Origin of the sequence: Polyangium spumosum (assembly GCF_009649845.1) — a bacterium.
Classification (GTDB): domain Bacteria; phylum Myxococcota_A; class Polyangia; order Polyangiales; family Polyangiaceae; genus Polyangium; species Polyangium spumosum.
In genome coordinates this window covers 528,618-550,338 of the sequence record NZ_WJIE01000002.1, presented here as the reverse complement: position 1 = coordinate 550,338, position 21,721 = coordinate 528,618, and the positions used below count along the sequence as shown (strand labels likewise).

General features: G+C 68.4%; 14 protein-coding genes and 1 tRNA gene. 11 read left to right on the top strand and 4 right to left on the bottom strand.

Features of this window, described 5'->3' with window-relative positions; genetic code table 11:
- The first annotated feature begins 6 nt into the window (after window positions 1-6).
- The 9 genes from GF068_RS08185 (at window position 7) to GF068_RS08145 (ending at window position 13,196) form a co-directional block, all read left to right on the top strand.
- Window positions 7-1,011 (top strand): AAA family ATPase, encoded by a 1,005-nt coding sequence (locus GF068_RS08185; RefSeq protein WP_153818757.1) that lies wholly within the window; start codon window positions 7-9, stop codon window positions 1,009-1,011.
- 14 nt (window positions 1,012-1,025) lie between these two features.
- Window positions 1,026-1,973 carry a DUF58 domain-containing protein gene (locus GF068_RS08180; protein ID WP_153818756.1) on the top strand — a complete coding sequence of 316 codons (948 nt, stop codon included), beginning with the start codon at window positions 1,026-1,028 and terminating at the stop codon, window positions 1,971-1,973.
- 3 nt (window positions 1,974-1,976) lie between these two features.
- The gene (locus GF068_RS08175; RefSeq protein WP_153818755.1) at window positions 1,977-3,872 is read left to right on the top strand and encodes a vWA domain-containing protein; all 1,896 of its coding nucleotides are present in this window, start codon (window positions 1,977-1,979) and stop codon (window positions 3,870-3,872) included.
- On the top strand, window positions 3,869-6,673 hold the full coding sequence (locus GF068_RS08170; protein ID WP_153818754.1) for a VWA domain-containing protein: 2,805 nt from the start codon (window positions 3,869-3,871) through the stop codon (window positions 6,671-6,673). The genes GF068_RS08175 and GF068_RS08170 overlap by 4 nt, the downstream gene beginning before the upstream one ends.
- A gap of 201 nt (window positions 6,674-6,874) precedes the next feature.
- Complete coding sequence (locus tag GF068_RS08165; RefSeq protein WP_153818753.1) at window positions 6,875-7,819, top strand: homocysteine S-methyltransferase family protein; 945 nt, start codon at window positions 6,875-6,877, stop codon at window positions 7,817-7,819.
- Window positions 7,820-7,853: 34 nt separating this feature from the next.
- Window positions 7,854-9,215: a glutamate--cysteine ligase gene (locus GF068_RS08160; protein WP_153818752.1), complete on the top strand. Its 1,362-nt coding sequence runs from the start codon at window positions 7,854-7,856 to the stop codon at window positions 9,213-9,215.
- Between the two features lie 72 nt (window positions 9,216-9,287).
- Entirely contained in the window at window positions 9,288-10,640 is a 1,353-nt protein-coding gene (locus GF068_RS08155) for a hemolysin family protein (protein ID WP_153818751.1), read from the top strand.
- A gap of 43 nt (window positions 10,641-10,683) precedes the next feature.
- Window positions 10,684-13,008: a S9 family peptidase gene (locus tag GF068_RS08150; protein ID WP_153818750.1), complete on the top strand. Its 2,325-nt coding sequence runs from the start codon at window positions 10,684-10,686 to the stop codon at window positions 13,006-13,008.
- Between the two features lie 114 nt (window positions 13,009-13,122).
- A tRNA-Pro gene (locus GF068_RS08145) sits at window positions 13,123-13,196 on the top strand.
- Window positions 13,197-13,207: 11 nt separating this feature from the next.
- Here the strand turns inward: GF068_RS08145 and GF068_RS08140 are convergent.
- From GF068_RS08140 to GF068_RS08125, 4 genes are all read right to left on the bottom strand, one after another.
- Entirely contained in the window at window positions 13,208-14,146 is a 939-nt protein-coding gene (locus GF068_RS08140) for a glycoside hydrolase family 19 protein (RefSeq protein ID WP_206079418.1), read from the bottom strand.
- A 52-nt stretch (window positions 14,147-14,198) separates the two neighbouring features.
- Window positions 14,199-14,615 (bottom strand): hypothetical protein, encoded by a 417-nt coding sequence (locus GF068_RS08135; RefSeq protein ID WP_153818749.1) that lies wholly within the window; start codon window positions 14,613-14,615, stop codon window positions 14,199-14,201.
- Window positions 14,616-15,003: 388 nt separating this feature from the next.
- Window positions 15,004-16,080 carry a glycosyltransferase family 4 protein gene (locus GF068_RS08130; RefSeq protein ID WP_170319359.1) on the bottom strand — a complete coding sequence of 359 codons (1,077 nt, stop codon included), beginning with the start codon at window positions 16,078-16,080 and terminating at the stop codon, window positions 15,004-15,006.
- A 35-nt stretch (window positions 16,081-16,115) separates the two neighbouring features.
- Window positions 16,116-18,680 carry an efflux RND transporter permease subunit gene (locus GF068_RS08125; protein WP_153818747.1) on the bottom strand — a complete coding sequence of 855 codons (2,565 nt, stop codon included), beginning with the start codon at window positions 18,678-18,680 and terminating at the stop codon, window positions 16,116-16,118.
- Window positions 18,681-18,953: 273 nt separating this feature from the next.
- On the opposite strand from GF068_RS08125, the gene GF068_RS08120 reads away from it, so the two are divergent.
- Together GF068_RS08120 and GF068_RS08115 are read left to right on the top strand one after the other, a co-directional pair.
- On the top strand, window positions 18,954-19,850 hold the full coding sequence (locus tag GF068_RS08120) for a CDP-alcohol phosphatidyltransferase family protein (protein WP_153818746.1): 897 nt from the start codon (window positions 18,954-18,956) through the stop codon (window positions 19,848-19,850).
- Window positions 19,847-21,721, top strand: coding sequence for a glycosyltransferase family 39 protein (locus GF068_RS08115; RefSeq protein ID WP_170319358.1), 1,875 nt, complete (start codon window positions 19,847-19,849; stop codon window positions 21,719-21,721). The genes GF068_RS08120 and GF068_RS08115 overlap by 4 nt, the downstream gene beginning before the upstream one ends.

Below are 21,721 nucleotides of genomic sequence, written 5' to 3'. Positions count from 1 at the left end.
GAAGAGATGGCCGAGAAGAACAAGGATCTCGCGCGCGCCGAGGTCGCCGATTTTCAGAAGAGCATCGGCGGGCTGCGCGAGGAGGTGGGGAAGGTCATCGTCGGCAACCGCGAGGTCGTCGACGGCGTGCTCACGTGCATGCTGGCCGGCTCCCACGCGCTGCTCGAAGGCGTGCCGGGGCTCGGCAAGACGATGCTGGTCCGGACGATGGCGCAGGCGCTGGAGCTGCAGTTCTCGCGCATCCAGTTCACGCCCGACATGATGCCGGCCGACATCCTCGGGACGACGATGATCGACGAGGGCGCGGGCGGGCAGCGCGCGCTCTCGTTCCGCAAAGGTCCGATCTTCGCGAACATCGTGCTCGCCGACGAGATCAACCGCGCCACGCCGAAGACGCAGAGCGCGCTGCTCGAGGCGATGCAGGAGCACCGCGTCACGGTCTCGAAGACGAGCTACACGCTCGAAGAGCCGTTCTTCGTCCTCGCCACGCAGAACCCGCTGGAGAGCGAGGGCACGTATCCGCTGCCCGAGGCGCAGCTCGATCGGTTCTTCTTCAAGCTGCACGTGCCGTTCCCGGGCCGCGAGGAGCTACACGGGATCCTCGATCGCACGACGGGCATGGAGGCGCCCGAGGCGAAGCCCGTGGTCGACAAGAAGCGGCTGCTCGCCATGCAGAAGCTCGTGCGCGAGGTGCCCGTGGCGCGGCACGTCCAGGACTACGCGGTGCGCTTGCTCCAGGCGACGCACCCGGAGGGCAAGTCGCTCGACCTCGTGAAGCGCTTCGTCAAGTTCGGCTCGTCGCCGCGCGGCGCGCAGGCGCTCCTGCTCGCGGCGAAGATCCGCGCGCTCTTCGAGGGGCGGTTCGCGGCGTCGGTCGACGACGTGAAGGCCGTGTGTCTGCCGGCGCTCCGGCACCGCGTGCTCCTCAATTTCGAGGGCGAGGCCGAGGGCGTGAAGACCGACGACGTCCTGCTCGCCATCATGAAGCAGCTCCCCGACACCGCCGAGTAGGGACCGTCGTCGCCATGGGTGTGCTCGAGTTCCTGGGGCTCCGGCCCGACAAGCCGTCCTTGCGCCGCGGCGGCGCGAGCGGCGAAGACGACCTCTTCGACGACGAGTTCCAGCGCAAGCTCGAGTACCTCGCGATGGTGAGCCGCCGCGTCTTCTCGGGCGCGATGCGCGCGGAGCGGCGGACGAAGAAGACGGGCTCGGGCATCGAGTTCGCCGATCACCGCGACTACGCGCCCGGCGACGACATCCGTTACCTCGACTGGAACGCCTACCAGAAGTTCGATCGGCTGCTCATCCGGCTCTACGAGGAGGAAGAGGATCTCGCGATCTACTTCATCCTCGACACGTCCTCGTCGATGGGCTTCGGCGAGGGCGAGAAGCTCCGGCAGGCGAAGCGGCTCTGCGCGGCGCTCGCGTACGTGGGGCTCGCGAACCTCGACAGGATCGCGATCGTCGCGGCGACCGACGAGATCAGCGGGCGGATGCCGACGACACGCGGCAAGGCGCGCATCTTCCGCATCTTCCGCTTCCTCAACGGCGTGAAGGCCGAGGGCGCGACGGATCTCGGCGCGGCGATGAAGACCTTCGTCGCCCAGCACAAGCGCCGCGGCCTCGCCGTGCTGCTCACCGATCTCTACGATCCGGAGGGCTTCGAGCGCGGGATCAACGTGCTGCGCTTCAACCGCTTCGAGCCCTACGTGATCCACCTCGTCGACAAGAACGACGCGAAGCCCGACATCAAGGGCGACGTGCGCGTCTACGACTGCGAGACGGGCGCGGAGCGCGAGGTCACGGTCACGGCCAAGGTGCTCGAGAAATACCAGCAGGCGTACGACGGCTACCTGGAGGAGGCGCAGCGGTTCTGCACCACGCGCCAGGTGAGTTACTTCCGCGCCGACGTCGACGTGTCCTTCGACGAGCTCATCCTCCGCGTCTTCCGCCGCGGCGGCTTCCTCCGGTAGGCCATGCATTTCGTCGGCGTCCCGCTCGCGACCCTGCTGCAGATCGGCGCCCTCGCCGGCGCCGTGGTCGTCGTCTTCTACATCCTGAAGCTCCGCCGGCGGCCCGTCGCCGTGCCCTTCGAGAAGCTCTGGGAGCGCATCCTGCGCGACAAGGAGGCGACGAGCCTCTTCTCGCAGTTGAAGCGCCTCCTCTCGCTCCTCCTGCAGCTCGCGCTGCTCGCGCTGCTCCTGCTCGCGCTCGGGGATCCGCGGCCCGCGGCGAACATCCTCGAGGGCCGGAACATCCTCGTGCTCGTCGACGCGAGCGCGAGCATGAAGGCCACCGACGCCGCGCCTTCGCGCATCGAGGCCGCGAAGGAGGAGGTCAAGCGGATGGTCCGCGGCCTCTCCGGCAGCGATCGCATGCTCGTCGCGCAGATGGACGCGGCCGTGACGCCGCTCTCCACGATGACGAGCGAGATCCCCGACCTCGAGGCGGCCGTCGCTTCGATCAAGGCGACGGACGCGGGCGCTGACTTCGCGCGGGGCCTGCGCTTCGGGGTCGATACGCTGCGGGGGCTCTCTTCACCGGAGATCATCGTCGTGTCGGACGGCGCGCTCGGACCCACCGTCGACGCGGCCGGCCCGGTGGAGCTCGGCGACGTGCGCCTCTCCTTCGTGCCCATCGGATCACGCTCGGCGAACGTGGCGATCACGGGCTTCTCCGTGCGGCGTTACCCGCTCGACAAGAGCCGCTACGAGGTGATGCTCGAGGTCACGAACACGAACGACGAAGCCGTGGACGTCGAGCTCTCGCTCTTCGGCGACGGGCAGCTCACGGACCTCTCGCAGATCCGGCTCGGCCCGAAGGAGCGGCTGCCGCGCTTCTATCCGAACCTCTCGGGTGCGTCGAAGACGCTCGAAGCAAAGATCGCCTACGCGAACGGGAGCCGCGACGATCTGCCCGCCGACGATCACGCGTTCGCGCTCTTGCCGGAGCGCAGGCGCGCGCGCGTGCAGGTCGTGACCACGGGCAACATGTTCCTCGAAGCGGCGCTCCTGCTCGACGAGTACCTCGAGGTCACGAGCGTCGATCCCTCGAAGTATCCTGCGAAGGGCAACTTCGACGTGACCATCTTCGACGGCGTGACGCCGAACGTCACGCCGGGCAGCGGCAGCCTGCTCTACCTGAACCCCTCGGGCGAGAACGTGCCGTTCGAGGTGGGCAAGCCCGTCGAAGATACGGATCCGAACTATCGGCTCGGCTTCGACGAGCTCGACGAGAAGCACCCGATCCTCCGCTACACGGTCCTCTCGGACGTCAACATCGGGCGCGCGCGTCCGCTGAAGGGCGAGAAGGAGGACAAGGTGATCGGCCGGAGCTACAAGGGCCCGATCCTCATCGCCGGCAGCCGCGCGGGCGTGAAGTTCGTCGCGCTGGGCTTCGACATCCGCGAGAGCGATTTCCCGCTCCGGATCTCCTGGCCGCTCTTCCTGCTCAACACGATCAACGAGTTCGTCGAGGAGGACGTCCAGTACATCTCCTCGTTCCGTACGGGCACGGTCTGGCAGATCCCGGCCTCGTCCGCGGCGCAGATCGCGACGCTCGAGATGCCCGACGGGGCGAAGCGCGACGTGCCCGTGAAGGACGGCCGCGCGGTCTTCCTCGGCCAGCAAGCGGGCTTTTACAAGCTGTCCACGGGTCCGGACGAGGTCACGACCTTCGCGGCGAACCTCGTCGATCCTGCCGAGAGCGAGATCAAGCCCGCGACGGAGCTCGTCGTCGGAGGGCGGGCGGCCGGCGCCGTGGGTGAGTTCAAGGTCGGCGTGCGTCGCGAGATCTGGATCTACTTGCTCGCCGCGGTGCTCCTCGTCACCGCGATCGAGTGGCTCACGTACCATCGGAGGGTGACGGTTTGAAAAAGCGCCTCCGGGTCATCGCTTGGGCAACGACCTGCCTCGCGCTCGCAGGGCTCCTCTTCTGGGCCTATCGGCGCTTCGTCCTGCTCCACCCCGATCCCACGCTGACGTGGGTGCGCGGCGGGGTCACCTACGAGCTGCTCAACCCGAAGATGCTCGGGGCGATCCTGCTCGCGCCCTGGTTCGTCGGTGTCCTCTCGCAGTCGCTCGCCGATCTGCCGTGGCCGCAGCGCGTGCTCTCGGTGCTCCTCAGGATCACGTTCGTCGTGCTGCTCGCGCTCGGCCTCTCGCGGCTCGCGCGTACGGCCACGACCGAGAAGGTCTGCACCGTCTACCTCGTCGACGTCTCGGACTCCGTGACGGACGAGGCGCTCGACGACGCGCGCGCGGCCGTGCAGCGGGCCTGGGCCGAGAAACCGAAGGACGGGATCGTCAAGCTCGTCACGTTCGCGAAGCGGCCACGCCTCGTGGAAGGGCCGCCGGGCGAGGGCGCGGAGAACGAAAAACCTCCGCCGATCACGCGGCACGAGAGCACGGACAAGGCGCAAGCGGAGTCGCTCGGCGCGGGGTCGAACCTGCAGGCCGCGCTCCAGCTCGCGTACGGCCTCTATCCGCAGGGCTACCTCAAGCGCGCCGTGCTCCTCACGGACGGCGTGCAGACCGAGGGCGACATCCTCGCCGAGTCGAACCGCGCCAAGGAGTTCGGGATCAAGCTCTTCACGGTCCCGTACCGCAGGCCCGCGCCGCCCGAGGTGGCCGTGCGCGAGCTCAAGATGCCCGAGCGCGTGAAGGTCGGCGAGACGTTCGCGATCCACGCCGACATCTACGCGACGCGGCCGACGAAGGCGCGCGCGCGGCTCTACCAGGGCGAGGCGCTGAACGGCCTCGAGGGCATCAAGGAGCTCGATCTGAAGGCCGGGCCGAACGACGTCGTCTTCAAGAGCGTCGTGCGTATCGCGGGCCAGGTGACGTACGCGTTCGAGCTCGACGAGATCCCGGCCGACAAGTTCAAGGAGAACAACAAGTACGCGACCACGATCGACGTGCCCGGACGCCCGGCGGTGCTCTACGTCGAGGGCACGCCGCAGCACGCGGGGCCGCTGTCGAGCGCGCTCACGGCGCAGCAGCTCGACGTCGACGTGCGCCCGCCCGCGGGCTTCCCGGCCTCGGTGAAGGAGATCGAGCGCTTCGACTTCGTGATCCTGAGCGATACGCCGAAGGACGCGGTGTCGCTGCAGGCGCAGGAGCTCATCGAGACGTACGTGCGAGACCTCGGCGGCGGCTTCCTCTTCGCCGGCGGCGAGGCGGGCTACGGGCTCGGCGGCTGGTACCACACGACGATCGAGCGGATCTTGCCGGTCCGCATGGACAACGAGCGCAAGAAGGAGATGCCGAGCGTCGCGCTGGTGCTCGTCATGGATCGCTCCGGCTCGATGACCGGCCTGCCGCTGGAGATGGCGAAGGCCGCGGCGAAGGCGACGGCGGGGGTGCTCTCATCCGACGATCTGCTCGAGGTCATCGCCTTCGACACGGCGCCGACGCGGTACGTGAAGATGCAGTCCGCGCGCAACCGCTCGCGGATCGCGGGCGACATCGCGCGGATCCAGCCGGGCGGCGGTACCGAGATCTTCCCCGCGCTCGACGCGGCCTACCAGGACCTCACGGTCACGCAGGCTCGCAAGAAGCACGTCGTGCTCATGACGGACGGCAAGGCCTCGAGCTCGGGCATCCGGGATCTCGTCTCGGCCATGATCGCCGAGTCGATCACGGTGACGACCGTCGGCCTCGGCGGCGACGTGGACGAGCAGCTCCTCAAGATGATCGCCGACGTCGGCGGCGGCCGTTACCACGCCGTCGCCGACGCGAACAACCTGCCGCGCATCTTCACGAAAGAGACGGAGATGATCGCGCGCGCCGCCGCGGTCGAGGAGTGGTTCCCCGTCACGCAGGTCGGCGACGCGGCCTTCTTGCGGGGCGTCGACGTGCGCACCGCGCCGAACCTGCACGGCTACGTCTCGACGAAGATGAAGCCGCCGCCCGCGGTCGAGCTCCTGCAGAGCGACACGGGCGAGCCCATCCTCGCGCGCTGGCGCGTGGGGCTCGGCTGGACGCTCGCGTGGACGAGCGACGTGAAGTCACGCTGGGCGGTCGAGTGGCTCCGGTGGCCGGGGTTCGAGCGCTTCTGGGGCCAGCTCGTGCACGAGCACATGCGGCAGAAGCACCGGCGTGAGCTCGACATGAAGGCCGAGGTCGTGGGCGGGCGATTGCGCGCCTCCGTGGACGCCTTCGGCGCCGACGAGCGCTTCGAGAACAACCTGACCTCGAAGCTCTCCATCATCCAGCCGGGCGGCGAGACGAAGGTCGTCGACTTCCGGCAGACGGCGCCCGGTCGGTACGAGATCGATCTTCCGCTCGACAAGTACGGCTCCTTCCTGCTCCGGGCCGAGCACATGCGCGAGGCGGAGGGCGGGGCGATGAAGCAGGTCGCCGTGAGCTTCGGCCACGTGTCGAACCCGTATCCGAAGGAGTACGCGAGCTTCGAGGCCGATCTCTCCACGCTCGAGAAGGCGGCCCTCGCCACGGGCGCGACCGTCGATCCTGCCTCCGTGCAGGCGATCTTCGATCCCGCCGGCGAGAAGGTGACGTACCACGAGGAGCTCTGGACCCGCTTCGTGTACGCGGCGATCGTGGTCTTCCTCCTCGACCTCTTCGTCCGTCGCGTCCGCCTGTTCGACCGGAAGTTCCTCCCCAAGCGTGGGGGACGGGGGAGCGGGCAGGCGGCCTCCCCGCGGGCGGCGTGAGGCGCGGGCGTGCGGCGTCGCGTGACATGCGCATGACGGCCCGCGGGCCGACCGGGACGGGAAATGCACGTGGCTGCCGCGTCTCCCGTTCCGTGTTTCCAGGTGAAGTGGTAGAAGGGGACGAAGGTTCGTCCTGCTGTCGAACGGATTTCGGCCGATCTTGGACATTCCTCCTCGGCCCCCGAAACCCTGTGAGATGACGTGAGCTCTCTCGATGCCCTCCTGACCCGCCTCGAAGCGGGGCGCCCGCTCGTCCTGGGTGGCGATCCGGTCTCGTCCTTCGCGGCGAGGGGCGTGGAGACCTCCGGCGCGGCGCCGCTCGGGCGCGCCGTGCGCGAGAACCCCGGCGCCGTCTCCGAGCACTACCGGCAGGAGATCACGGCGGGAGCGGACGTGATCGTGGCGGTCACGGACGAGACGATGCCGCGGGCGCTCGCCCAGATCGGCATGGCGTTCCGCTCGGCCGCGCTCACGGGCACGGCGGTCGACCTCGCGATCGAGGCGGCGAGCGCCGCGCCGCGGTCGGTCGTGGTGGCGGGCCTGCTCGGGGCGCGCTGGATCGCGCCGGCGCTGCCGGAGCGGATCACCGAAGAGTACGCGATGCACGCGACGCGCCTGTCGACGTCGGGTTGCGAGCTCATCATCGCGCGGGGCTTCTCGCCGGAGGCCTTCCGGCATGGCACGCAGCTCGCGCGGATGGCGAGGCTCTCGGCCATCGTGAGCGCGTGCGCCACGCAGCTCCCGACGTGGGCCTTGCTCGAGTCGACGGACGGCGAGCGAGTCGTCGATGGTGATTCGCTGGAGGAGGGGGCACGCGCCGCGGTCGAGGCCGGGGTGCATGCCGTGCTCGTCGACGTGCCGAGCGAGGGCGCGGCCAAGGTCGCGCTCGACATCGTGACGCGCGCGGGGGCGCCTCGCGTCGGCGTGCTGCTCGCGGCGAGCCCCGAGTGTCAACATGGCGTACCAGACACCACGACATCGGTGGATGCGTGGGTCATGGCGTGTAAACGTCTGGTCGACGGAGGCGCGAGGTTCGTCGGAGGTGGCGCTGGCACCACGGCGAAACACGTGGCTGTCCTCGCGCGTGCGTTCGGTCCGAAGGGGTCCGGCTCGGAGCGCTCACCGATGTGGCCGCAGGCCGTGTAGATCCGTAGACCCCCTCCGAACAGAACCACCCACGATGGCCGAAGCGAGCCTCTCGAATCAGGCGGAGATCATCCGCGGCATCGACGATCTCCTCATCCCCTTCCACGCGGCCATGAAGCCGCGGGATCGATACCGCATCGGCGCGGAGGCCGAGAAGTTCGGCGTCGACACGACGACGGGCGACCCGCTCCCTTACGAGGGCGCGCGCAGCGTCCTCACGGTGCTCGAGGCGCTCGTCGAGCGTCATGGCTGGAAGATGGACCGCGAGTCCGCGACCGGGCCGATCATCGCCCTCGAGCGCGCGGGCGCGTCCGTGACCCTGGAGCCTGGGGGCCAGCTCGAGCTCTCCGGCGCGGCGTTCGACAACGTCCACCAGATCTGCCTCGAGATGAGCGGACATCTCGCGGAGCTGCGCGACATCTCCGGCGAGCTCAACCTGAGCTGGCTCGGCATCGGCTTCCATCCGCTCGCGCGGCAGGACGAGCTGCCGTGGGTGCCGAAGTCTCGGTACGGCATCATGCGCCGCTACCTGCCGACCGTGGGGACCGGCGGCCTCGACATGATGCGCCGCACGGCCACGGTGCAGGCGAACTTCGACTACTCGAGCGAGGAGGGCGCCATGCGCGCGCTCCGCGTCTCGCTGCGGCTCTCGCCCGTGGTGACGGCGATGTTCGCGAACTCCCCCTTCGTCGAGGGCGCGCTCTGGGGCGGCAAGAGCCGTCGCGCGCTCACGTGGCTCGACGTGGATCCTGCGCGGCAGGGGCTGCTCGAGAACGTGCTCGAGCGGGGCAAGCGGTTCGTCGACTACGTCGAGTGGGCGCTCGACGCGCCGATGTTCCTCATCAAGCGCGGCGACGTCGTCCTGGAGAACACGGGCCAGTCCTTCCGTAGCTTCTTGAAGCATGGTTTTCGGGGTCATCACGCGACCTCGACCGACTGGCAGACGCACCTCAACACGCTCTTCCCCGAGGTGCGGCTCAAGCGCACGATCGAGGTCCGTGGCGCGGACTCGCAGTCGGCGGCGCTCACCTGCGCGCTGCCTGCGCTCTGGACGGGCATCCTCTACGACGACCGCGCGCTCGACGAGGCCGAGGCGCTCACGGAGAGTTTTACCTTCGCCGAGCTCGAGGCCCTTCGCCCTGCGATCACCCAGCAGGCGCTCGAGGCGACGTTCCGGGGCGAGCGGCTGGCCGCGCTCGCGGAGCGTGTCCTCGTCATCGCCGAGGGCGGGCTCGCGCGGCGCGCTCGGATGCGCAATGGCAAGGACGAGCGCGTGCACCTCGCGCGGCTCGGCAGCCTCGTCGAGAAGGGGCAGTGCCCCGCGGACGCCCTCGTCGAGGGCCTCGGTGAGGGCTCGGATCTGCGCCGCGAAATCCTCGTGCGGTCTCGTATCTAGAGCGGCGTTCGCAGGGAGAACGAGCCATCGTTTGGGCGCGCTCTCCCGCTCCTGGGGGACGGGGTCCGGACGATGTCGACGATTTTTTATCTGCTCGCGACGGCGCTGCTCATCCTGCTCAACGCGTTTTTCGTCGCGTCCGAGTTCGCCATCGTCAAGATGCGCCCCTCGCGCCTGGAGCAGCTCGTCCGCAGCGGCGACGCGCGGGCCAAACGGGCGCTCGCGATGTCGCAGCGCCTCGACGCCTACCTCTCGGCCAACCAGCTCGGCATCACCCTCGCGAGCCTCGGCCTCGGCTGGATCGGCGAGCCTGCGGTCGCGCACCTCCTCGAACCTGCGCTCATCCGGCTCGGCGTCGGCCCCGAGGCCACGCACGCGATCGCCCTCGGCGTCGCCTTCACCTTGATCATGTCGCTGCACACGATCATCGGTGAGCTCGCCCCGAAGACGCTCGCCATCCAGCGCACCGAGAAGGTCACGCTCTGGGCTGCGCAGCCGCTCCACGTCTTCTTCGTGCTGATGTGGCCCATCATCTGGGTGCTGAACTCCGCGGCGAACGCCTTCGTGCGGGCCTTCGGCCTCCAGCCCGCGCACGAGGAGGAGATCGCGCACACCTCCGAGGAGCTCCGCATCCTGCTCACGAGGAGCCCCGCGGGCCTCGATCCTGCGCTGCGCAGCATGCTCGTGCGCATCTTCGATCTGCGCCGTCGCACCGCGCGTCACGTCATGTCGCTGCGCAGCGAGGCCGCGACGCTCCGGGCCGCGATGAGCATCGACGAGGCCGTGAAGATCGTCGCCGAGGCCGGTTATTCGCGGTATCCGGTGCTCGACGCCCAGGGCCACACCGTGCTCGGGTACTTGCACCTCCGTGACCTCTTCGACGTCCTCTCGGGCCGCCGCAAGGCCGCGCGTGTCGCCGAGCTCCTCCGCAAGCCGATCTTCGCCCGCGAGACCACCTCCGTCGAGCGGCTGCGCCTGGAGATGCAGGCCAAGCAGATCCCCGTGGCGATCGTCACGAGCCCGACCGGGGAGTTCGTCGGACTCGTCACGATCGAGGACGTGCTCGAGGAGATCGTCGGCGAGATCCGCGACGAGAACGACGAGGAAGTGCCGCCGATCCACCGCCGCGGTCCGGGCCTCGTCGAGGTCGATGGGCGCGTGCTGCTCGTCGACCTCGAGCGTGACGCGGGGATCGTCCTTTTGCCCGAGGCGAAGACCGTCGAGACCGTGGGTGGCTACATCCTCGAGCGGCTCGAGCACCCGGCCGAGCCTGGAGATCGTGTCGAGTGCGAGGGGTACACCCTCATCGTGACGGACGTCGTCGGCAGGCGCGTGCGTCGCGTCCGCATCGTCACGACCGACAGGTCCGTACCGCCGCCGCCGCCGTCTGCGGCCGAGGCCGAGGGCGGCGCGTTGCCCGAGTGATGGCCGGGGTGGACTCGGGCTCGGTCTCGATCTAACCGAGGGCATGCACAAGGGACAGGGTTTGGCGGGCGTCCTCGCGCTCGCGGGGGTGCTCTCGGGTTGTGGTGGGGCCGGCGAGCCGTGGCCCAAGCGTCCGCTGCTGAGCGAGATGACGAAGGACCACGCGGCCGAGGGCGCGCCCGGAGCGGCGGCTCTGCCGAACGCCGACGCGACGCACGCCATGATCCTCGGGCCGGAGAAGAGCGCGGTCTCGTTCGAGCGGATGATCAAGATGCCGGAGCCGGGGTGGAACATCCCGCGGCTGATCAAGCCTTCGCCGGACGGCAAGCTCGTCACGTATCTCGCGAGCGAGTCGGGGGACATGACGATGTCGCTCTTCGCGTTCGACCTCGACAAACGCACGTCGAGGGTGCTCCTGCGCGCCTCGGATCTGCCGGGCAGCGGCAAGCCGCTCTCGCGTGAGGAGGAGCTCCGGCGCGAGCGGCAGCGACAACGCGCGATGGGGATCGTCGGCTACCAGTGGGCCGAGAAGGCGCCCGTGATGCTCGTGCCTGCGGCGGGGGACGTCTTCGTGCGCGCCGCGGACGGCAAGCTCTCGCGGCTCACGGAGACGCAGGAGCCCGAGCTCGACCCGCAGCTCTGCGCCACGGGCGAACGCGTGGCGTATGTCCGATCGGATGATCTGTGGGTCGTGGACGTCGCGACGCGCAAAGAGACGCGGCTCACGACGGGCGGGCCCAAGGGCACGACGCGCGGGCAGAGTGATTTCCTCGGGCAGGAGGAGCTCGACGAGCCGCACGGGTTCTTCTGGTCGCCGGGCTGCGACAAGATCGTGTATCTCGAGGTCGACGAGCGTGACGTCCCCGAGCATCCGGTGCTCGGATATCGTGGCGAGGCGCCCGATCTCATGATGCAGAAGTACCCGGAGGTTGGCGAGAAGAACCCCAAGGTCCGCGCGGGCATCGTCGATCTCAAGACGAAGAAGACGACCTGGTTGAAATGGCCTGCCGAGGCCGAGCGCTACATGGCGCGTTTCCGCTGGGCGCCGGATGGTAATGCCCTCTATTTGCAGACGCTCGATCGGCTCCAGAAGCGCCGCGCGCTCGTCCGCGTGGACGCGAAGAGCGGCGAGGCCAAGGAGCTCTTCGCGGAGACCTCGCCCACGTGGATCGAGTTCATCGATTACCACCTCCTCGAAAAATCGCCGCGTTTCGTGTGGCCGCACGACGTGGGTGGTCATATCCACCTGGAGCTCCGCGACGCGACCACGGGCGCGTCGATCAAGCCCCTCACCTCCGGCGACTGGGACGTGCATGCCCTCGGCCGCGTTGACGAGGCGGCCGGGCGCGTGTTTTTTATTGGCGACGGCAAGGACACGCCGCTCGACAGGCATCTTTATTCGGTGCCGCTCGAGGGCGGCGCGCCGAAGCGCTGGACCGAGGAGCCCGGCGTGCACTGGGCGGCGGTCGATCGCGGGGCGAAGTTCGTCATGGACATCCATTCCGCGATGGATCGGACGCCGAAGGTCGTCCTTCGCGAGCTCGGCGGGCCGGTGCTCGCGGACCTCACGCTCCCGATGGATCCCGATTTCGCCTCGCTCGGCGTTCGCTCGCCCGAGATCGTGAGCGTGGACGGCCCGGGCGGCGTGAAGCTTTATGGCGCGCTCTTGCCGCCGCGCGTGATCGAGCCTGGGAAGAAGCATCCGGTCGTCGTGATGGTGTACGGCGGGCCGGGCGTGCAGACGGTGCTCAACATGTGGAGCGCGCGCCTCCTGTGGCAGCACCTCGCCGATCGGGGCTTCGCCGTGTTCCAGCTCGACAACCGCGGCACCGCGGGGCGGGGCCCGGCGTTCGAGGCGCCGCTCTACAAGAACGTGGGCAACGTCGATCTCGCCGACCAGATCGCCGGGATCGACGCGATCGCGAAGCGCCCGTACATCGACGCGAGCCGCGTCGGCATTCATGGGCACAGCTACGGCGGCTACATGGCGGCGCTCGCGCTCCTCAAGGCGCCCGATCGGTTCCACGTGGGCGTCGCGGGTTCGCTCGTGACGGATTGGCGCCTCTACGACAGCGCATACACCGAGCGTTATCTCGGCAGCGTGAAGGACGACGAGAAGAGCTACGACGCGGCGGACCTGACGAAGCTCGCCGGGAACCTCCGGGGCAAGCTCTTCCTCATGCACGCGCTCATGGATGAGAACGTGCATTTCCAGAACACGGCGGAGCTCATCGACGCGCTCGTCGCGGCGAACAAGCGCTTCGACCTGCTCGTGTTCCCCGGGGAGCGGCACGGCTACCGGGCGCCTGCGGCGAGGCTCTACGCGACCCAGCGGACGGTCGAATACTTCGTGGAGAACCTGCGGTAGGCGGGCCTGCGGGCGGAGGGGTCGAGCCACGCCCTGAACCCCCCGAACCCTCTTGCTTCGGCCGCCCACGTCGTCTAGAGTGCCGCCGCGCGGTGCCCGTGAGCGGGCGGCGTCCGGGGAGTCGCACAGTCCGGTAGTGCACGAGCTTTGGGTGCTCGTTGTCGTGGGTTCAAATCCCACCTCCCCGACTCAGCATTCGTCAATAAGACGCCATCTTGTCGCAATACAGGTTCGGGCCGGGGTCCACCCCGAGCATCTGCGTGTATCGCAGGTAAAACCCGACGCGGTCCTCCACCTTCGTGTTCGTCGGCTGGTTGCACTCGAGCCCGCCGTTGATGATGTTGATCGTCATCCCGAACCCTGGCGCGCGGCCGAGCATTTGATCCTGCATCGACGGCGTCCACGCCCCCGTCATCACGTCGTGGCAGGACGGCTTCGGCGATTGCGGCGTCATCCAGAACCACGCGCCCGTCCGGAAGGCCACCGTGCCGTCCGAGGTCACCTGATCCGGATCGGTCAGGAGCGGCAGCCCGAGGGCGTCGCCGGCCTGGCCGTAGTTGTAGTTCCACGAGAGCTGGATGGGCCCGCGCCCGTGATAGGTCTTCCCCGGCGCGCAAGGCCACTCTTGGTTCGTCGCGTCGCAATACCCCGTGCAGCCCCCGTTCTCGCAGCCGACCTCCTGCGTGAAATAGAGCCCCCACGCATACGGGCCGTCCGGGGCCGCGGGCCAGCCGCCCGTGGTCTCGTGCGAGATGTTCGCGAGGAACGCGGCCGCCTCGCGTCTCCGGTCGTCGAGGCTGCCCTCGTTGCAGAACGCCGGGAACGTCTCCGCCGCGGCGACGAGTGATTCGTAGGCGTAAAGCGCGTTTCTGTGCAGGAACATCGCGTCGTAGACCTCTTTCGACACGATCGCCGCGAATCCCCCGCCATTGCCGCCCCCGGCGCCGCCCATTCCGCCGGCGCCGCCCGCGCCGCCCCTTCCGCCGACGCCGCCGTTGCCGCCGCTGCCGCCGCTGCCGCCGCCCGTGCCGCCGCCGCTGCCCGCGCCCCCGCTCCCGCCTTCGCCTCCCTCACCGCCCCCGCACGCCGCGCCGAGGAGGGCCATCACCACGAAGAAGCTCGTCCACCGGGTCTTCATGGGCCGCCATCGTCACCCGAGGCGCCCTCGAAATCCATCCCGGCTTCGACCCTCAATACGCGTCGCGCTGCCCCGCGACCCACGCCCGGGCCGCGCGTTCGTCTTTCAGGCACATTGGCATCGGCTTGCCGAGCGCCCGCCCTCGCAGGAACCAGCCCGCCGTCGTCGCGAGCTTCACCACGAGCTGCTGCTGGAACGTGCCCCCGAAGATCACGAGCCCCGCATACGCCGGCGGCAACTGCCGTATCGCAGCCGCCCGCCTCGCCTCCGGGCTCACGTGGCCCACGCCCGCCACGTCGATGAGCAGGTACGCGCGCCCGGACGCCACTGCGAAGGGCTCGAATACATCGAGCAGGCGCGACACCTCCGCCTCGCTCACATCCCCCACGAAACACGCGAGCACGATGTCGGGCGGCTCGAGCGTGATCCGATGCGCTCCGATCGTCAGGGGCTCGCCGTTCGCGCTCACGGTCCCTGAGGATACATCGCCGCGCTTACGCCGATCCTGTCCGAGTTTCGAGGCCGTCCCGGCCGAACAGGTGTGACCTCACGCGCAGGGCCTGCCCGCACGCCCTGGTCGAACGCGGGTCCCGGCCGTCCGGGACCCGCCTCCCCCTCGCTTTGCTCAGCCTTGGCCGTCCTGGGACGTGAGCTCCACGCCCGGGCCAAGGAAGACAACGGCAAGGGCCAGTCCCACGAACTTCAGAACCTGGTGAACGCGGTCGCGCATCGTGCCCTCCTCCATGTCAAGGTGAAGGACAGATTGTTACAGGACGGTGACACCCGTGCAAGTTTCTTTTCGCCGACCTTGACTTTTTTCCTTCCCAAGCTAGCCGCGTCGCGTTAGGGGAGGGCGGTTACCGGCGCACGACCTCGCCGAAGACGGCTTCGAGCTCCTCCGCGTGGTGGCTCCACGTGTACCTCGACCGAACGAGCGAGGCGCCGGCCGAGCCGACGCGGGCGCGCATGTCCGCGTCCGTGAGCGCCTTCATGAGCGTTCGGCGCAGGTCGTCCGGATCCTCGGCCCGGTAGAGGAGGATCTCCTCGTCCGCCTTGAAGAGCTCTCGCATGCGCGGCGTGTCGATGGTGATCGCCACCTTCCCGAGCGCCATGTACTCGAGCACCTTGATGGGGTCGCGATTCATGCCGTACACGCGGAAGATGTAATGCTTCGAGGGCGCATACGGCGCGACGCACACGTCCGCCGCGTCGATGTACGCGCCGATCTCCCCGTGCGGGACCCGCCCCGCGAAGACGACCCGCCCCGCGACGCCCCGCGACGCCGCCAGCCGCTCCACGTACGATTTGTCCTGTCCGTCCCCCACGAGCAGGAAGACCACGTCCGGCCCCGACCACGACCGCGCGACCTCGACGAGGACCTCGACCCCGTGCCAGTCCGGGAAGCTGCCCGTATAAAGCACGATGCGCTCGCCCCGCGGCGCATGGCGCGCCCGCAAGGCCGCGCCGCTCTTGCCGACGAGCCCGTCCACGTCCACGCCCCAGTGCACGATCCGCAGTTTGTCCCGGTATTCCACAGGGATGAACTCCGCGCTCGTCGCCACGATCCGATCCGAATACCGGAACGAGAGGGCGCTCGCGTCGCGGTCGAGCGTCATGAGCACGCACGGCGCGCCCGTCGCCCGCGCGAGCAAGGGCCCGAGCCCGAAGGCCGAGTACCGCTCGTAGATCACGTCGGGCCGGAAGCGCCGCACGGCCCCGACGGTGGCCGCGAAGGCCGCGGGCAAGAGGCCTTTTTGCAGCACCGGGTGCACGTTCAAGCCGCGCGAGAGCGCCCCCGGCTCGGTCGAGCCCGCGCGGCAATAAAGGAGCACGTCGTGGCGCTTCGAGAGCTGGCGATACACGTTCGTCACGTGCGTCGAGCCGCCGTGCGTGCCCGGGACCGGGATGTTCGGAGCGAGGTAGGCGATACGCATCGAGGTGAGAATCGAAGGAAGTGGCAGGGGTCGGGTCACGACGCCGCAGGATCGACCTTGTCTTCGGGGGAGGCGGCTTCCGGCAGCGCGGCCTTGCGACGCTGCTCGAGCCATACGAGGAACGACGGCAAGATCAGCACCGCGGAGAGCAAGCAGGCGATCTCCCCGACCGCCGCCGCGAGGCCGAAGCTCGCGATCCCCCTGTTGATGGAGAACATCAGCGCGAAGTACCCGATACACGTGGTCATCGAGCAGAGCACGAGCGCGCCGCCCGTCTCCGTGAAGACCCGATCGAGCCTCTCGCCGCCCTCCGAGAGGTATCGTTGCATCAGGTTGTGCGAATACTCGGCCCCGATCCCGAACGTGATCGGCAGGACGATGAAGCTCAAGATATTGAGCTTGATGCCCCGCAGGTAGAGGAACCCGAGCAGCATGCTCACGCCGAAGAGCCACGGCACGAACACCCCGAGCGAGCGCGGGCTGCCGCGGAATGCGATCAGGATGATCACCACGACCCCGATCGCCGCGAGCCCCACCGCCTTCGGCGCGTCCTCCACCACGGCCTGGATCATGTCCGCGTAAATCACCGCGCGACCCGAGCCCTTGATCGTCTCGCCCGTCGGCAGCGTCGTCGACCGGAAGCTATCGGCCCAGCGGATGAGGTAATGCGCGTCCCACACGCTCTGGCCCTGCTTCGGCACGATGTACACGATCCGCCCGCGCGTCCCGTCCTTCTCGGTGAACGGCCGCGCCACGGGCTCCGGCAGGTCCGCGATCGTGATCGGTTTCAGATCCTCCGCGGGCATGTACGGCCCGATCTCGGCCCAGTCCTCGTCCGTGATGAGCTTCCGCTTCCGCGCCTTCGTCACGATGCGCCGGATCTCCTCGATGAGCGGGAGCTTCTCGGCCTGATCCTTCGGGATCAGCGAGTGGATCGTCACCACCTTCTCGAAGGGTTTTTGGTTCGCGGGCGCCGCATCGAGCCGCTTTTGCAGCTCCGCTTCGAGCAGCGGCACCTGGTCCAGGCGGTCCGTCATGACCGCCATTCCGTCCTGCGACATCCGCCCCACGATGTACCCCGCGCGCACCGACAGCTTGACCGCCGCGTTTTCGAGACGCTCGTTGTCGATGTTGCGCATGTCGTACTCCATCGGGTCGCTCGACAAATAGCGGTACGTCAGCCCCACGGAGACGAGCCCGATCACGACGCCGATCGCCCCGAGCGTCCGCGGCGCCGCCAGCGCCAGCTTCGCGAAGAGCACGCCATAATAACCACGCGCCTTCGTCCGCTCCTGGCTCGGGAAATACACCGGGCGGACCCGCTCCGTCGCCGCGAGCAGGGCCGGCGTGCACAGGTACGTCGCGAGCCAGCAGAGCAGCATCCCGTACGCGCCGATGATCCCGAAGTGCTTGAAGCCCCGGAAATCCGTCAGCATGAGCGAGCCGTACGCCAGCATCGTCGTCGCCGAGCCCGAGAGCGTCGGCAGCCACGTATCCTTGTGCGCCGCCTCGATCGCGCCCTCGACGTCGGCATTGTCGTCGCGGCGCGCCTCGAGGTAACGCGCCATGTACATGATGCCGTAGTTGATGCCATTGCCGGCGATGATCGTGACCAGGAAGCCCGTCGAGCTGGTCAGGTATCCGATCGTGAAATACGTCAGCCCGAAGGTCCACACGAGCCCCACGAGCAGGCTGCCCGCCATCACGAGCACCGTGCGCACCCGCAGGAAAAAGAGCAGCACCGGCACGAGCACGCCGAGCACGCCGCTGATGCCGACCTCCCCGAGGTCCTGCACGATCGCGTCGTACGCCTCGCCGCTGATGATGAGGTCCCCCGTGTACCGGACCTCCATCGTCGGATCGAACTTCTTTGGCCCGATCTCCTCGACGATCCGCTCGATCTTCCGCCGGAGCTCCTCGCGGTCCGCCTTCTTCGACAGGCTCGTGCGCGCGATGACCGCCACGAACTTGCCGTCGCCGCTCATGTAATACCCGTTCGCGTGCGGGCCCCGGTCGATCTCCGCCTGGCTCTTCGGTTTTGCCGGCGCCTCGCCCGCCTTTTTCCCCGTCAGCCGCTCTTTCAGCGACGCCGCCGTGATCGGCGGGGGCGGGTCCGACTCGTCGAGCAGCGTGCCCGTCTCCTTCTGGACCTCGTACTCGTACCGCTCGACGACCTCGTCCCGCGCCTTCTGGAGGTCGGCGAGCTCCGCGAAGAGCAGCTTGTTCTCGTCGAAGAACTCTTTCGTCGCCCGCGAGGTCCAGTCGACCTGCTCGACCCACGGCGGCCCGAGCGCCGCGAGCTTCGGCACCAGCGCGTCCACGAATGCGCGCAGCGCCGCCTCGTTTTTCCCGTCCGCGATCTCGGCCGTGACCGTCAACGTCGTGATGCCCGAGAGCCGCGCCGAGACCCGGCGCATCTCGATCACGCTGTCCTTGTTGTCCGGCAATAACTCCGAGAAATCGGGCCGAAAGCCGATCTTCGTGGCGAAGAAGCCCGCCGGCAGGAGCGAAAGCAGGGTGAAGAGAAGGACCAGAAAAGGCCGGCGCGCCTGGAATCGACCGAGGACGCGGAGAGGCCGGGGGGAAGTACGTTCTTGCATTGGAAAAAGCGTGTCTCGGCGCGCGATCCACGGCCGGACGCGGCAGGATAGTGCACGGGAGAGAGGCCCTGCAACCCCGCGCGCCGGAAAGGCCCGGCGGAGAACGTGCTCGCCGCTACCTGTCCTACGCACCCTCACGCGGGGCGTGAACCTCGTTCACACCGGTGATCGCTCTGCCAGGGATGGTTTTCTACCGGCCTTCATGCCAAATGGGGCGTCCTCGTGTCCCCGAGGGCGTGTCGAGGACGACAGCTTCCCTTTGCGTTCCAAGCGATGACCATCCGCCTCAGCGACGTGATCAAATCCCCCGACGTGGAGGACCCCGTGAACCTCCACGTGCATCGGCCGCTCCAGCTCCTGCTCGCGCGGCCGCTCGTGAAGACCTCCATCACGCCGAACCAGGTCACGTTCCTGTCCCTCTGCGCGGGGCTCGGCGCTGCGGTTTGTATCGTGGAGGGCAGCCTCTACGTCCGGCTCCTCGGCGCGGCCCTGCTCTTCGCGTCGGCCATCCTCGACGGCGTCGACGGCATGATCGCGCGGCTGAAAAAGACCTCGTCCGAGACGGGCCACGCCATCGACGGCGCCTCCGACTACGCGGTCAACGTCGCGACGACCCTCGCGGCCGTTTACCACCTCGGACAGACCTCGGGCCGCCCGCTGCTCGCCGCCGCGCTTGGCCTCGGCGCGCACGTCGCGTGGGCGCATCACCTCATGCTCTACGATTTCCACTGCGCGCTTTACTTGCGCTTCTTCTCGGGTGGCAAGCACCAGGGCGGCGATCGCGAGCGCGCGCAGAAGACGCTGGAGAAGGTGCGCGAGGGCGGTTCGCTCTTCCAGCGCGTGCTCATGACGGTCTTCGTCTGGCAGCTCGGCAACCGTCAAAACCTGCTCGCCAAGGTGAGCCCCCTCGGCGTACGCCTCTCCGAGCGGCCGGCCGACGACGCGTTCGGCAAGACGTACGTCGCGGCGCACCGCGCGCCTATGCGGTTATGGGCGCTCTGCGGCAACGCCCCGCACATGGATCTGATGGTCCTCGCCATCGCGCTCGACCGTTTCGAGGTTTATTTCGTGCTTCGTATCGTGGTCTTCACGCTGATTGCGATCGTCGCGACCGTATGGGAGCGCCGCGTGCTCGAGGGCCACCGCGAGCCCGGCGGGGTCCTCTCGTGACCACCGTGCCGGTCCGGGAGGAGACGCCCGCGCCCTCGGCGGAGGCGCTCGTGCTGGCCAAGGTGCGCCGCGCGGTCGTGCTCATCGCGCTCTTCACGGCGATCTTCTACGTGCCCTCGCTCCGCTGCGGCTTCTTCGCGGACGACTGGTTGCACAGGCTCGCGCTCGATCAGTTCCCGGACATCTTCCGCGAGCATTTGAACCTCTTTGGCCTCATCCGCTCGACCGAGGAGGTCGTCGCCTTCAAGAAGTTCGGCCTCGCGCCCTGGTGGACCGATCCGGACATGCGGATCAACTTCTGGCGCCCGATCCCGTCGATCACGCACTGGCTCGAGTACCAGCTCTTCGGCCACAGCGCGATCGCGGCGCACCTCGTCAACATCGGGTTTTACACGGCCACGGTCTTCCTCGTCCACCGCCTGCTCGCGCGGTTCCTCCCGCCCTCGCGTTCGGCGCTCGCGCTCGTCTTCGCGGTGGCCGTCTTCGCGCTCGACGACGCGCACGCATTGAACATCGTCTGGAGCGCGAACCGCAACGAGACCGTGGGCGCGATCTTCGTCCTCGCCTCGCTGCTCGGTTTCATCCGATATCGGGAGGGGGCGGGCCGCGTCTTCGCGGCCTTGTCGCTGCTCTCGTATGCCTGCGCGCTGCTCTCGAAGGAGTCGGGCCTGGTCTTGCCGCTCTTCGTGCTCGCGCACGTCGTGGTGTTCCCGGAGCGCCCGGGGCAGGCCTTCTTTGCGCGGATCCGCCCGCACCTCGGCATGCTGGCCGGGTTCTTCCTGGTCAGCGTGGCGTTCCTCGTCCTGTATTTCGTCGTGCTCGGGCACGGCGCGAACTCGGTGTATTACATCAACCCCCTGAAGAACCCTGGCCTCTGGGCCGAGCATTTCTTCCGGTCGGGTTTTTACCACGCCGTGATCCTCGCGACGGGCGTGCCCTTGCACGTGCTCTCGAGCACGCCTGCGCAGGACTATCCCCTCGCGGCGCTCGGGCTCGGGGCGGTGACGCTCGGCTTCTGGGCGCTCGCGTGGCGCTGGCTGCGTAACGACCGACCGCTGCGCTTCTTCGTGCTCACGATGGTGGCGGGGCAGGTCATCGTGACGACGAGCTTCCCCGACCCGCGGAACCTCTTCTTGCCCTCGATTGGCTTCGCCTACATGGTCGCGCGGGTCCTCGAGGAGGCCGTCCTGCGTTTCCCGAAGGGCCGCGGGCCGCGTGTCGTGGCTGGCGCGCTCGTGTTCTTGCACCTCGTCCTCGCGCCCGTGCTCTGCCAGGTGTGCATTTACATCGTGGCGACGTTCGAGGGGCGTTTCCGGGTGATCTCGGACTCGCTCGCGAAGTCCATCGATTACCAGCGCCTGCCCGAGGACAAGCTCGAGGTGTATTTCCTGAACTGGCACCAGCGCGAGATGACCGCGCTCTACGGCCTCTATCTGCGCCGCGTGCTCCCGACGGGCGTGACCGATTACAAGCCGATCACGCACAACCCGAACATCTCGTACGTGGACAAGCTCTACCAGGGCCTCGGGGGCGAGCGCATCCATTACTACTCGCTGTCCTACGTGGTGGGCGAGGTCGACGTGGAGGTGCTCTCCGAATACGAGATCTCGATCCGCCCGAAGAAGGGCGACTTTTTCCCGACGCTCTTCGAGCAGCTCTACACGACGGGCAAGCCGTGGCGGGCGGGGCAGGTCTTCGAGCCGGGCACGCACCGGGCGACGATCGAGGAGGTCTCGCCGGAGGGGGAGGTCACGAAGGTGCGCTTCACCTTCCCGGAGCCCCTGAGCTCGCCGCGATATCGCTTCATGAAATGGGACGGCGAGCGATTCGTGCCGGTGTCGTTCGTGGCCGTGGCGGGGCGGGGCGGCTGA

Bases quoted from the DNA above. Each gene is read 5' to 3' on its own strand.
- GF068_RS08185 (WP_153818757.1), top strand. From the start codon at position 7: ATGGCCGAGAAGAACAAGGATCTCGCGCGCGCCGAGGTCGCCGATTTT.
- GF068_RS08180 (WP_153818756.1), top strand. From the start codon at position 1,026: ATGGGTGTGCTCGAGTTCCTGGGGCTCCGGCCCGACAAGCCGTCCTTG.
- GF068_RS08175 (WP_153818755.1), top strand. From the start codon at position 1,977: ATGCATTTCGTCGGCGTCCCGCTCGCGACCCTGCTGCAGATCGGCGCC.
- GF068_RS08160 (WP_153818752.1), top strand. From the start codon at position 7,854: ATGGCCGAAGCGAGCCTCTCGAATCAGGCGGAGATCATCCGCGGCATC.
- GF068_RS08155 (WP_153818751.1), top strand. From the start codon at position 9,288: ATGTCGACGATTTTTTATCTGCTCGCGACGGCGCTGCTCATCCTGCTC.
- GF068_RS08150 (WP_153818750.1), top strand. From the start codon at position 10,684: ATGCACAAGGGACAGGGTTTGGCGGGCGTCCTCGCGCTCGCGGGGGTG.
- GF068_RS08140 (WP_206079418.1), bottom strand. From the start codon at position 14,146: ATGAAGACCCGGTGGACGAGCTTCTTCGTGGTGATGGCCCTCCTCGGC.
- GF068_RS08130 (WP_170319359.1), bottom strand. From the start codon at position 16,080: ATGCGTATCGCCTACCTCGCTCCGAACATCCCGGTCCCGGGCACGCAC.
- GF068_RS08125 (WP_153818747.1), bottom strand. From the start codon at position 18,680: ATGCAAGAACGTACTTCCCCCCGGCCTCTCCGCGTCCTCGGTCGATTC.
- GF068_RS08120 (WP_153818746.1), top strand. From the start codon at position 18,954: ATGACCATCCGCCTCAGCGACGTGATCAAATCCCCCGACGTGGAGGAC.